Here is a 12,088-nt window from a genome sequence, read left to right on the forward strand (position 1 = left end):
TCCGCCTTCATTCCACTCTTGCAGCCAGCCGTTCGAATCCCGACCAGGATGACGTACAGTTTTGTCTGGATGCCGTTAAGCCTTCATGACAGAAGCCGCAAGCATCGTTCGGCTGGTTAAAGCTTATCGGGCCTGGCGGAACTCGAGAATATCGAGCTCTGCTTCTCGCTCCGGAGCAGGAAATTCCATGCGCCAGCCATCCTCGCGGTCGCGGAAAACATAGGCTACCTGATCGCTGGCGCGGCCTGCGCCGTAGGAAGGTGGGCGGTCGGACGACACGAAATAGCTGCCGAGATAGATCAGCCGGGTATCGCTGTGCGTGAAAAATCGTCCCCTGGTGCGCTGCGACCCGGTCAGTTTTTCAAGCGCCCAGCCGGCTCCATCGTCACTGACCCTGCAACGGAACCAGTCATAGACCACGAGCGGAACCAGACCACCGGCCTTTATGGTGCGGCACTCCCAATCGCCTGACAGGTCGAACCCCTCGAAGGTCCGCTGCTCCCGCTGATCGATCTCTTCCAAAAGCGCAATATCAGTTGCTGTCGGGCTGGTTCTGGCCTGCTTCAAGGCATCGGCGCGGATCCGTTCATAGGCATCGAGACGCGCAGCATCACGGTAGGTGATCTGCTGCATCACTGTGTCCTTTTCGAAGCCTGCCCGTTCCATGTCGAGCTTTTCCTGAACCAGCGACTGTGCGGTTACCGGGAACGTGCTCAGGCCAAGCGCCAGAAGGGGGAGGAAAATGCGATGCATGAAAATCTCTCCTGAAAATCGCACAGTATCCTCGGGCAGTGCATCGCCAATGTAACCATTTGATGGCACCGCGCGCGACACATCAAGCGCTTTGTGCCGCAGAAGCGAGCGCACCTGCCAAGTCGCCATAGCCCGTTCTGCGTTTTTCATATGTCAGCCCGAGAAGCTGTGCTGCGTTCTGTGCGACGCATTCGAGCCGTGGATCATCTGTTTGCGCGAGGTAGACGAGCTTTTCATAGTTGCCGAAAAAGTCCTCGATCAATTCGGGATGCCGATCGAGACCGAGTGGTTTCATGAAGAAGGCGTCGAACTGGCGACACAGAAAGTCGGTCATGTAAAAGGAAAGCATATCGTCTTCGGCAATGCCTTCGAAGGCCGAGAGCCCTTGGTAAAATGCGAAGCAGTGCGGGCCGTCGATGCGCGAGACACCATGTTTCTCACAAACACGGTCAAGCGCTCCGCCGGTGCCGCAATCCGCGTATCCAACGAAGACATTGCGATAGCCGTCGGCCCGGGCCTTTGTGATTGCCGCATCCATCGCGGGGGCGATGCGGCTGGGGCGATAGTGGAATTCGGCGGGAAGGCAGGTCAGCTCCAGATGCGTGAAGCCAAGGATGTCCCGCACCGCCAGAACCTCCCGCGCGATCATGCCACAGGCAATGACGAGAACCTTTTCGGGGCCGAGAACTTTTTGCGGTTTCGTGCGTTCCTGCATTGTAACTGTCCCGTTTGTTCGGGCGGTCTATCTGCGATGGAGACAAATCATGAAATTGTCTGTTCTTTCCCGGCTGGCCATTCTCATTCTCGTCGCCGGATCCGCTGCTGGCTGTGCCAACACAATTCGCGGGGTCGGCAAGGATGCCGCCAGCGCGGTCGATGCGACCCAGAGCGCGGGACGCGACATATCGCGCTCCACATACTAACGCTTCGCCGCTTGGCGAGCCTGGCCAGGATCAGGCGCCGGCCGACACGTTGTGCTTGCGCTTGATCAGTTCCTTGGCCATTTCGACGGTTACCGCCGCGTCGCGGCAATAGGCGTCAGCGCCCACAGCCTTGCCGAACTCTTCGTTGAGCGGCGCGCCGCCGACGAGGACAATGTAGTTTTCCCGTATGCCTTTTTCCTTCATCGTGTCGATCACAACCTTCATATAGGGCATGGTGGTCGTCAGCAGTGCTGACATGCCGACAATATCGGGCTGATGCTCCTCGATTGCACTGAGGTAGTTCTCAACCGGGTTGTTGATGCCGATGTCAATCACGTCGAACCCGGCGCCTTCCATCATCATCCCCACCAGGTTCTTGCCAATGTCGTGGATATCTCCCTTCACTGTGCCGATTACCATCTTGCCCTGTTTTGGGGCGCCGGTCTCGGCAAGAAGCGGACGCAGGATGGCCATGCCGGCCTTCATCGCATTGGCTGAAAGGAGGACCTCAGGGACGAACAGAATTCCATCGCGGAAATCCTCACCGACGATCCGCATGCCCTCAACCAGAGCATCCGTAAGCACTTCATAGGGTTGCCAGCCGCGGCTCAGAAGAATGTGCGTTCCTTCCTCGATCTCCTCCCTGAGCCCGTCATAAAGATCGTCGTGCATCTGCTGCACGAGTTCGTCGTCGGGAAGCTCCGAGAGGATGATTTCGTCGCCGGACATGCTCTGCCTCCTGCTGGTCATGTCGCGCGGGTGCTGAACTTTGAGCCGCGCTCATGGTTGGCCGCGCTCACGGTTTGGCCGCGATTGCGCGATGCCACCAGAATACGGTGCGAAACTGCTGAATATATAGCTGATTTGCGACTTGAGCCGTCAGGAAAGCGACGGCATACCACAGGCCCGCTCCTGCAAAGAAGGTCGGGGAGGATATGGTTGTATTATTATGAATTATAAATCTAAGGTTGAATATTAGTGGAATGTTAAGCGGAGTGCGGTTTCATCCATTCTGCAAGAGGGGGCTTGTCTGCTTGTTTGTAAGGAGCAGGGTCATGTTCAGAACCTCTCTATCTGCAGTTTTGCTTACCGCCATTTTTACCGCGCCCGCTGCCGCCGTTACCGACAAGGTCATTTTCAACGGCAACGTCATTTCAACATGTCTGATTACCGTAGGAACGCCAGGTGTCCTGAGCACCAATGTCGCAATGAACGTCCTTTCATCGACCGAAGCGGGAGGTGTTTCAGGTACGGCTACCGTTGTGACCACGGGAGCAGGGTACAACCTTTCGACTTCCGCGCCATCGTCCTTTTTTCTTGCGCCTGCTGGCGGCGATGACGATGTGACGTTCGCCAGCCATTACAGCGCATCAGGGGTTACCACGCTTCTCGATGTGGTGGGCTCGGTGACGTCTCCGCTCGGGCTTGGCTTGACCAATGTCGATGTCGACCTGTCCGCTACAAAGTCGGTCGGTGTTTTTCCTGCTGGAAACTACACGGCCGAGGTGACGCTGACCTGTGAATAGTCACGTCTGGAAACATGTCGTGCTGGCCGCGGTTTTCGCGGCTGGCTGCGGCATAAGCGCAGCGCAGTCGATGACGCCGATGCGCGGCAAGATATCGAGTTTCGACGACACGTTCTCGGTGCGGGTTTTTCCATACAATCCCTATCCGCACAGAATTCGCATGGCGGTGAAAGTCTACGATCAGGACTTTCGGCCAGTCGCCGCGCGGGTTTCTCCTGCAGAGACAATGGTCGGAGGAAAAGCATCGCGCGCTGTCCTTGTCTCGATAGGGTTCAACGACCAGCGGGTCAGACGTGTCAGGATCTGTGCCGAAAGCGTGCCGTTTCCTGGCCGCGGCACCAACATTAAGGCTCAAGTATGCGGACGTTTCATAGCTTATCGTATCGATTGACAGGGGCCTTAGCGCTCCTGTTTCTGAGCGCATCCACCGTGTACGGGGACAGCGACCAGTATATCGTCAATCAGAACCAGACCGGTGTTACGCTGCCGGGGGTTGTGATGCCCAACGGCTTTGACGAGATCAGGGCGGCGGACGGGACCACCTGCCGTGCGTCCATGGCGAATTCCGGTGCTTATCTGGACTCGGGCGTCATTGGAGATAACAGCTCACAGCGCATCTCCGCCTATGGGCGGCTGGTTGTGCCCCTGGGGCAAAAACCCCGGCGGCTGGATTGCGACAAGCTCTATCAGCTTGAATTGCAGCGTCTGGAACTTGAGGTTGAACTCATGCGGCAGGGACTTGATCCGCGCATGCGCTCCAACCCCGACGGAAACTGGGCAAGCGACGCTGCGTGGTCCAACAAGGGCAGGCGCTAACCGCGCCTGTTCACTTTCATAACAGTTACTTTGCATGCTCTGTTTTTGGTTGACGGAGTGATATTCTGCTACTACATGGCGCCCTTGATTTTCAACCTAGGGTTTTGTTATGAAGTATGTTCTTTCCTGCGCACTATTGTTTATGGGTACCGTCTCCTCGTACGGAACGCAGCTGGATATTCCTTTTAGTGCCAATCTTGAGGAGAGCTGCACCATCGAGCTGCAGTCCGATGGTCTGCTCGTCCGGGATGGCCTGGATGTTCTGGATTCTGCGGCTGCAGGTGGTCGGGCGGGTGTGGCCACGATCTATACGACAGGTCCAGGGTTTCAGACGTCGCTGGATACGCCTGAAGCCTTTTTATCAGCACCGGTCGGTACGGGCGGGGTCACGTTTACTACAACCTATAGTTCGACGGGGGCGACAACCACTCCGAAAGTGGCTGGCTCGACCACGACGCCACTGGAAGTGGGGGCGAGCAGTGTCTCGGTCGATCTGCGTGCGGTAGCCAACAATGCGATCTTTCAGAAAGGCGAGTATAAAGCCTTTGTCACAGTGACCTGTGAGTAGAGGCACCATGTACAGGCCGTTTTTGGCAGTTCTGATTGCGACTTGGTGCGGAACAGCTCCGGCCTTGTCGCAATCCATGTCGCCCATGCGAGGAGAAATCCGCAGCTTCACTGACAGTTTTGCCGTGCGGGTTCAGCCACGCAACCCCTACAAACATCGCATAGATGTGAGCATTCGCGCATATGATGCGGATTTCAGGCCGATCGACGCACGCATATCGCCCCCGGACTTCTCACTCGGTGCCGGTGCTTCACGATCGGTGCTGGTTGTGGTGAACTTCAACGGAGCGCGTGAACGTCGCGTGCGAATTTGCACCGAGAGTGCTCCTTTTCCCGGCAAGGGCGTGGGAATGAAAGCGCAGATCTGCGGAAAATTCATTGCCTATCGCCAATGACCGGGTTCGGCTGGTCCTGCCTTCCTGAATGAGGCGCCGGCTCGCTATACACTTCGGCTTCGGTGCTGATCCCTTCCGCGCACCAGTTGCGACACCATCTGCCGCTCGCGGAACGGAGATTGCGGCTGCAAACGCTAGGCTCTCAGAGTGAGTCACATGATGATCCTGGCGTGGAGTTTGCGCGATGACGATGATGGCTGGTGACGAGGGAACGCAGGATCTGCCGCGCCGGAGCCGCTCTGGACGCGGCGAACGCGGTGGCGCAGCAGCCCGCCGGGCGGCACGCGCCGGCGGAGGGCCAGGACAACAGCTCACGTATATTCGCCGGTCGCTCCCCCCGTATGAGGTGCTCGATGAGGAAGCGCTCTCGCTCGTGGAGGCGAACGCAGATACGATCCTCGAGGAGATTGGCATAGAGTTTCGGGACGATCCGGAGGCCCTATCTCTCTGGAAGCAGGCGGGGGCGGATGTGAGAGGCGACCGGGTGCACTTTCCCAGGGGATTGTGCCGGGGGCTTCTGAAGACGGCACCCCCCGCTTTCACGCAGCACGCGCGCAACCCGGAACGATCGGTCGAGATTGGAGGCAACGCTACGGTCTTCGCGCCGGTTTACGGTCCACCCTTCGTGCGGGATCTCGACGGCATGCGACGCTATGCGACCATCGAGGATTTCCGTAATTTCGTGAAGCTCGCCTACATGGCTCCATCGATCCATCATTCAGGCGGCACCGTGTGCGAGCCTGTGGATGTGCCGGTCAACAAACGCCATCTCGACATGGTGTTTGCGCATATGCGCTATTCCGACAAACCCTTCATGGGCTCTGTCACGGCGCCAGACCGCGCCGAAGACACGGTCGCCATGGCGAAGATCCTGTTTGGCGAGGATTTTGTCGATCAGAACGCAGTGGTCATCAATCTGATCAACGCCAACTCACCCATGGTTTTCGACGAAACCATGCTGGGCGCGGCGAAGGTTTACGCGCGGGCCAACCAGGCGTGCATTGTCACACCGTTCATTCTCGCCGGGGCCATGAGCCCGGTGACGGTCATCGGCACGTTGACGCAGGTTCTGGCTGAAGTTCTGGCAGGTGCAGCGTTCACACAGCTGGTTCGTCCGGGTGCGCCGGTTCTTTTCGGCACGTTCGCTTCATCCATTTCCATGCAGTCGGGCGCGCCCACATTCGGTACGCCGGAACCGTCGCTGGTTTCCTACGGGGCTGCGCAACTTGCGCGACGTCTGGGGCTTCCCTTCCGGACCGGTGGTTCGCTCACGGGCTCCAAGATTCCCGATGCCCAGGCGGCCTATGAAAGCGCGAATACACTGAACTCGACCGTTCTCGCGGGAACCAATTTCGTGCTCCACGCTGCCGGATGGCTGGAGGGCGGGCTGGTGTCCTCCTATGAGAAATTCATGATGGATGTCGATCAGCTCGGCATGCAACAGCGCCTGTGCGAGCCGCTGGACATGTCGGAGAACGGTCAGGCGATGGACGCGATCCGCGAAGTGGGACCTGGAAGCCATTATCTGGGCTGTGCCCACACGCAGGCCAATTTCCAGACCGCGTTCTACCGCTCGTCCATTGCCGACAACAATTCCTACGAGCAATGGGCGGGAGAGGGTGAGAAGACTGCTGCGCAACGCGCCAACCAGCTCGCCCGGAGCTGGCTCGACACGTATCAGGCCCCGCCACTCGATCCGGGCATAGAAGAGGGGCTTCTTGATTTTATAGCCCGGCGAAAAGAATCGATGCCCGACGCTTTTGCCTGAAATCAGCCTTCGGGAAACGCGCGAAGCTTTCGACCGTCGATCGTCTGGAGTACGAGTGCGCCCTCTGGCGTGGTGGCGTAGAATTTCAGGTCGCGCAGGATGGAGAGGAATTGTTGCTCCTGGTCCATCAATGATTCCGCACATGCCATTCTGGTGGTGGCAGCCGGACCCACCGCCAGTTTGCCGTTCTCCTCGGTCCAGCTTGCCGAGTAGCTGTTGCAGGAGGCACGGCCGCTGACGCGGCCGTTTCCGGCAAAGCTGAGCGATACGCGCGAGCTGTCGATGATGCCGCGGCTATCGATATCCTCTACGATCCACACGATATCGATGATTGCGTCCATGGCGACAGGGATGAGGCGTGGTACGGTCCCGACAGGCACGAGCAACAATGTGCCGAGATCGATTTCTGACTGTTCGGGATCCATCAGGATCGCTCCCGAGGTCCAGCGCAGCTTTTGGCCATCATGAATGGCGCCGTAGAGTTGGTACGTTTCTTCTGGCTGAAACCGGGCTTTTTGGACCGAGAGGCTAAAGGGGATAGGCACCTGTTTTCCGTTGAGTGCGATTTTTGTTTCCGCGACAGGAGGTACATCCTCGGAGGCCATGGCATCACGGAGTTCAACAATTGCCATACTGTCCGACGGCAACGCCATGCGCACGAGATAAGTGAGTTCACCGGAAATGGTCAGCATATCCTTCTCCGCTTCCTGGGCCAGCGCATCTGTGCCGGTGACAACACTGGCAGCAAGGGCAATGCTTTTGAGTAAGGTGCGGCATGAAACGAACATGGTTGTCCTCAATCTGTCCTAGTCGACCCGCCCTGATCGATCTGAAAACACCGGTTGTATGAACAATCCTGTACCATTTTATGGCGCATCGGTTGGTGTCGTGCCATCAACTCATGAGAGCTTGCGTGTCACGGCAACCGGCTTATGATGTGTCGATTGGCGCGTTCGCGCCTGTTTTCAGCACCCGGAGAGTTTTGATGGAAAAGCGCCGTCTTGGACGCAGCGACCTCCTTGTTTCTCAGATTTGCCTGGGCACCATGACTTATGGCGAGCAGAACACCGAGGCGGAAGGCCACCAGCAGATGGACCGCGCGGTGGAGCGCGGCGTCAATTTTCTCGATATGGCCGAACTATACCCGATCCCGCCGAAGGCGGAGACGCAGGGACGTACGGAACGCATTGTCGGAACCTGGATGAAAGCGCGGGGTAATCGCGATCAGGTCATCATAGCGTCCAAGGTGATCGGCCGCACGGCCAATGAATGGTTCCGGGGCAACAGGCCATCGAAGCTGGTGCGCGCCGACATTATGGATGCCATCGAAAAATCGCTTGCCCGGCTGCAGACGGACTATATTGACCTTTACCAGATTCACTGGCCAGACCGTGAAAATCCATTTGGCTCCAACCCGACACGCGTCACGGCGATGTCGGAGCCGCTGGCTGATGAAACGCCCATTGCGGAAACGCTGGCGGTGTTCGATGATCTGGTGAAAGCTGGAAAAATTCGTCACTTCGGTCTTTCCAATGAGAGTTCCTGGGGTGTCATGCGCTTCATAGCCGAGGCCGACAAAGGTGTTGGGCCCCGGGTCGTCTCCCTGCAGAACGCCTACAATCTCATGAACCGCACTTTTGAAGTGAACCTTGCGGAGACCTGTCAGCGTGAAGAGATTGGCCTGCTTGCCTATTCGCCGCTGGCCCAGGGCTATCTGACGGGGAAATACGATGATGGCGCGATGCCGGAAGGGTCGCGCAAGGTTCTGTTTGATCGTCTTCAACGGTATGAAAAGCCGGGTGGGCCGGAGGCTGCAAAAGCCTACAACGTCATGGCGCGGGAATTCGGGCTAGCGCCGGCTACCTTCGCGCATGCGTTTGTCAACTCGCGGCCCTTCATGACCTCCAACATCATTGGTGCGACCACGATGGCTCATCTCGAAGAGGCGCTCGATGCGCTTGAGGTGCGCTGGACAGACGAGATGCAGACGGCAGTTGACGATCTGCATCAGCGGATCGGTAATCCGAGCCCCTGAGAAGGCTGCGGGCGATGCCTGTCAGCGGTATCGCCCTTCCCATCACAAAAAAAACGCGTCTCCTTGTCGGATCGGCCTGGCCGTTTGCGTCCTTCGGACATCGCAATGACGGTGCGTCGCAGCGACGGCCGATTTGACAGGAGAGCGCGATGTTCAAAACTGCCTTTGCTGCCGCTTGTACGGCTCTTTTCCTCACATCACTCGCTGGCACGCCTGCGCGCGCGGAAGCGGGGATATCCAAACCGCTCAGGAGCGGAGAGGTGGAAGCTGGCGGCATTCGATATCACTATCAGGTTCACGGGGAGGGGGAGCCGCTCCTCGTCATGCATGGCGGGCTGGGACTGATCGAGATGTTCGGGCCGGTGTTGTCCATGCTGGCGGCTGAACGGGAGGTCATTGCCGTCGACATGCAGGGGCATGGGCGCAGTGAACTCGGTGATCGTCCGATCAGCCTGGAGGCCATGGGCGATGATATGGCCTCTATTCTCGATCAACTGGGTTATGACCGCGTGGATGCCATGGGCTATTCCATGGGTGGCGGCGTCGTGCTGCGTCTTGCCGTGCAGCACCCGGAGAAGGTGCGGCGCATAGCGCTTGTCTCGACGGGTTTTGCGCAGGACGGCTTCTATCCGGAAATGCTCCCGATGCAGGCTCAGGTGGGGGCCGGCATGGCCGAGATGATGAAGGATACGCCCATGTATCAGTCCTATGCCGCCGTGGCGCCGGATCCCTCTCTCTTCCCGAACCTGCTCGACCGCATGGGCGCCTTCATGCGCAAGCCCTATAATTTCGCCGAGGATGTGAAGACATTGGGCATGCCTGTGATGCTGGTGTTCGGGGATTCGGATATGTATCGGTCTGAGCATATTGTGGCATTTTACCAATTGCTCGGTGGCGGGCTGAAGGATGCTGGCTGGCAGCGTGAGAACATGTCTCAGAACCGCCTGGCGATCCTGCCGAATCTTACGCACTACGACATTGGTGTCTCGCCCAGGCTGGCCGAAACCGTGTTGCCGTTCCTGAACGATGACCAGGTCAATGCGCCGTGGACAGCGGATGACCTGATGCGCAAATAGGCGCTTTGCGGGAGAACGTCCCTTGCCGGTCGAGAGCCGGCAAGGGTATTCATGCTTGTGGGTCAGACCATGTCAGGGCCAGGTTGTCCGCTGCCAAGCACTACCATGCGGGCACCGCGCGGGACGCGTTTGTAGAGATCGATAATATCGTGGTTCAGCAAGCGTATGCAGCCTGAAGACACCGACCTGCCGATCGACCAGGGCTCCGTGGTGCCGTGGATGCGATAGAGCGTGTCCTTTCCCTCCTTGTATAGATAGAGCGCGCGCGCGCCGAGTGGATTGTCGATCCCGCCCTGCATGCCGGCTGCAAGCGGGCGATAGCGTTCCGGTTCGCGGTTGATCATTGCAAGAGTCGGGGCCCAGTTGGGCCACTCGGCCTTCCGGCCAATGATGCCGTCGCCCTCATATTCGAGCCCCGCCTTGGCAACGCCGATGCCGTAGCGCATGGCTTTTCCGTTCTCCATCACCAGGTAGAGGAAGCGGTTTTCGGGATCGACAACAATCGTGCCCACCGGCTCGCTGGTCGGGTAATCGACCATCTGGCGCAGATATTTGCGATCCATCCTGGTGACATCGATTGCCGGAATGACGATGCCGTTGTCATCGATCTCGCGGTACATCTCCTGATAGTAGGAGAGCATGGGACCGGGGACGTCTGCCGCGGGGATGGTGCTGCGGCCTGTGGTGGTGCAGGCGGCAGCGAATGCAGGCAGGAGCAGCAACATGACGAGCCGCGCAACGCGTGGGGCTGCGCGTGCAACATTGATGTGGAACAAGGACACTCTCCTTACGTATGGGATTCCGGATTTCATGTGGTGTGGCTCGCTTCTTTGGCGCGGATGCGTGGAAGCGTTGGGTGGCGCTTGGCATGCGGTTCTCGAAAAATTGTGGCAAAGACCGGACCTGTGCCCGAATGTCGCGCGAATAGCGTCCGTGAGCCGAAATCCGCCCATGCAGTGCGGCATTTTTCCCACAGTCTGCGTCTCGTGAGGGCTGGCCCGATACCGTTCGCGGCTCTCAGGGGCCCATTGCACTGGCGTGACACGGACCGGGTGCGGCGCGATTTGCCGGTTACCGGAAGCAAACACGGGCCGCACGCCTTTTCATCCTTACAACGTGGTTAACAGCTCGATTCAAACTTTATTGGTAAGTTTGCAATAACAATGCCCTTTCAACCGGTGGAACGGGCACCGGGCTTCCAAATTCCTCGAACTCCTGCAGATCGTCTATGCGTGTTCCTGCATTCCTTCGACCTGTCCTTTTGACGCTTGTGCTGACCGGCTGCACTGGCGGACCCAGCATTGACGCCGCGCTCAAGATCGATCCGCCCTCACGCGAGGTTACGAGCTCGATTGTGAGGCCGGATGTGGGACTGCCGGACGCCACAATCGCTGAAAGCGAGGCCAGTCATATGAGCGAGGCGGGCATGACGGCCATTGCCGAGCCCGACCGAGTCTCGACACCCGCACTTGAGCAGGTGGCCATGATCACGCCGCCAAAACCGACGCTGCGCCCCAAGAGCGTTGCACGCGGCAAGGTCTATCGAAGCCAGTTCGGCGATGCGCATCCCATCAACTTCGGGAAGATCACTCCAAAGCATCACGCGGTGCACGGTGTCGATGTTTCGCGCTGGCAGGGCGACATCGACTGGGAGAGGCTGCGTGAGCGTGGCGCCAATTTCGCCTATATCAAGGCGACGGACGGGGTCGACCATATCGACCCGATGTTCAAGAAAAACTGGAATGGCGCAGCCAAGGCCGGCATTCGACGTGGCGCCTATCATTTCTTTTTCTGGTGCCGCAGGGCCTCCGACCAGGCGGAATGGTTCATACGCAACGTTCCGAAAGTGAAAGGCGCGCTGCCGCCGGTTCTGGACGTGGAATGGAACCACCAGTCAAGCTGCAAGTGGAAGCCATCGCGCGCGGAAGTCATTGAAAAAATGCAGGTTTTTCTGGATCGGCTCGAGCGTCATTATGGGCAGCGGCCAATCATTTATACCGCGCCCGATTTCTACGAGGACAATCTGAAGGGGGCGTTTCCGAACCACCCGTTCTGGCTGCGCGCCGTGGCCGAGCATCCCTCAAAAGTCTATCCGGGACGTGACTGGGTGTTTTGGCAGTACTCAGGATCGGGCTTGAGCCAGGGCGTGAACGGCAGGATCGACCTCAACGTCTTCCACGGAGACGAAAGCGCCTGGTGGCGCTGGCTTGGCAAGGTGGCCGGCTGATC

At 58.4% G+C, this 12,088-nt stretch carries 15 protein-coding genes; 10 read left to right on the forward strand and 5 right to left on the reverse strand.

Annotated features, from left to right (window positions below; genetic code table 11):
- Positions 1 to 123: 123 nt before the first annotated feature.
- Together P2W41_RS08330 and P2W41_RS08335 are read right to left on the reverse strand one after the other, a co-directional pair.
- On the reverse strand, positions 124 to 753 hold the full coding sequence (locus tag P2W41_RS08330) for a DUF4893 domain-containing protein (RefSeq protein WP_404934831.1): 630 nt from the start codon (positions 751 to 753) through the stop codon (positions 124 to 126).
- Between the two features lie 82 nt (positions 754 to 835).
- A complete protein-coding gene (locus P2W41_RS08335) occupies positions 836 to 1,468 on the reverse strand; it encodes a DUF1638 domain-containing protein (RefSeq protein WP_404934832.1) in 633 nt (210 codons plus the stop codon).
- A 49-nt stretch (positions 1,469 to 1,517) separates the two neighbouring features.
- Here P2W41_RS08335 and P2W41_RS08340 point away from each other — a divergent pair, with 49 nt between their 5' ends.
- Positions 1,518 to 1,676: an entericidin gene (locus P2W41_RS08340; protein WP_292896252.1), complete on the forward strand. Its 159-nt coding sequence runs from the start codon at positions 1,518 to 1,520 to the stop codon at positions 1,674 to 1,676.
- A gap of 30 nt (positions 1,677 to 1,706) precedes the next feature.
- Here the strand turns inward: P2W41_RS08340 and P2W41_RS08345 are convergent, their stop codons facing one another.
- Positions 1,707 to 2,405, reverse strand: a complete 699-nt coding sequence (locus tag P2W41_RS08345) for a B12-binding domain-containing protein (RefSeq protein WP_292896250.1) — start codon at positions 2,403 to 2,405, stop codon at positions 1,707 to 1,709.
- 326 nt (positions 2,406 to 2,731) lie between these two features.
- On the opposite strand from P2W41_RS08345, the gene P2W41_RS08350 reads away from it, so the two are divergent.
- The 6 genes from P2W41_RS08350 (at position 2,732) to P2W41_RS08375 (ending at position 6,748) form a co-directional block, all read left to right on the forward strand.
- Entirely contained in the window at positions 2,732 to 3,202 is a 471-nt protein-coding gene (locus P2W41_RS08350) for a hypothetical protein (RefSeq protein WP_404934833.1), read from the forward strand.
- Positions 3,195 to 3,593, forward strand: a complete 399-nt coding sequence (locus tag P2W41_RS08355) for a hypothetical protein (protein WP_404934834.1) — start codon at positions 3,195 to 3,197, stop codon at positions 3,591 to 3,593. Before P2W41_RS08350 ends, P2W41_RS08355 begins: the two co-directional genes overlap by 8 nt.
- Positions 3,590 to 4,018 (forward strand): hypothetical protein, encoded by a 429-nt coding sequence (locus P2W41_RS08360; protein WP_404934835.1) that lies wholly within the window; start codon positions 3,590 to 3,592, stop codon positions 4,016 to 4,018. The genes P2W41_RS08355 and P2W41_RS08360 overlap by 4 nt, the downstream gene beginning before the upstream one ends.
- 109 nt (positions 4,019 to 4,127) lie before the next feature.
- On the forward strand, positions 4,128 to 4,586 hold the full coding sequence (locus P2W41_RS08365; protein ID WP_292896244.1) for a hypothetical protein: 459 nt from the start codon (positions 4,128 to 4,130) through the stop codon (positions 4,584 to 4,586).
- Positions 4,587 to 4,671: 85 nt separating this feature from the next.
- Positions 4,672 to 4,980, forward strand: a complete 309-nt coding sequence (locus P2W41_RS08370) for a hypothetical protein (RefSeq protein WP_404934836.1) — start codon at positions 4,672 to 4,674, stop codon at positions 4,978 to 4,980.
- A gap of 193 nt (positions 4,981 to 5,173) precedes the next feature.
- Positions 5,174 to 6,748 (forward strand): trimethylamine methyltransferase family protein, encoded by a 1,575-nt coding sequence (locus tag P2W41_RS08375; RefSeq protein WP_404934949.1) that lies wholly within the window; start codon positions 5,174 to 5,176, stop codon positions 6,746 to 6,748.
- Positions 6,749 to 6,750: 2 nt separating this feature from the next.
- Here P2W41_RS08375 and P2W41_RS08380 read toward each other — a convergent pair whose 3' ends face one another.
- Positions 6,751 to 7,536, reverse strand: coding sequence for an META domain-containing protein (locus P2W41_RS08380; RefSeq protein ID WP_404934837.1), 786 nt, complete (start codon positions 7,534 to 7,536; stop codon positions 6,751 to 6,753).
- Positions 7,537 to 7,733: 197 nt separating this feature from the next.
- On the opposite strand from P2W41_RS08380, the gene P2W41_RS08385 reads away from it, so the two are divergent.
- Together P2W41_RS08385 and P2W41_RS08390 are read left to right on the forward strand one after the other, a co-directional pair.
- A complete protein-coding gene (locus P2W41_RS08385) occupies positions 7,734 to 8,783 on the forward strand; it encodes an aldo/keto reductase (protein ID WP_292896238.1) in 1,050 nt (349 codons plus the stop codon).
- Between the two features lie 149 nt (positions 8,784 to 8,932).
- Entirely contained in the window at positions 8,933 to 9,859 is a 927-nt protein-coding gene (locus P2W41_RS08390; RefSeq protein WP_404934838.1) for an alpha/beta fold hydrolase, read from the forward strand.
- 62 nt (positions 9,860 to 9,921) lie between these two features.
- Here the strand turns inward: P2W41_RS08390 and P2W41_RS08395 are convergent, their stop codons facing one another.
- Positions 9,922 to 10,584 (reverse strand): L,D-transpeptidase, encoded by a 663-nt coding sequence (locus tag P2W41_RS08395; protein WP_404934950.1) that lies wholly within the window; start codon positions 10,582 to 10,584, stop codon positions 9,922 to 9,924.
- Between the two features lie 503 nt (positions 10,585 to 11,087).
- Here P2W41_RS08395 and P2W41_RS08400 point away from each other — a divergent pair.
- On the forward strand, positions 11,088 to 12,086 hold the full coding sequence (locus P2W41_RS08400; RefSeq protein ID WP_292896233.1) for a GH25 family lysozyme: 999 nt from the start codon (positions 11,088 to 11,090) through the stop codon (positions 12,084 to 12,086).
- Positions 12,087 to 12,088: the final 2 nt, after the last annotated feature.

Origin of the sequence: Nitratireductor sp. L15S-10, assembly GCF_045011005.1 — a bacterium.
In the GTDB taxonomy this organism is placed as follows: domain Bacteria; phylum Pseudomonadota; class Alphaproteobacteria; order Rhizobiales; family Rhizobiaceae; genus Nitratireductor.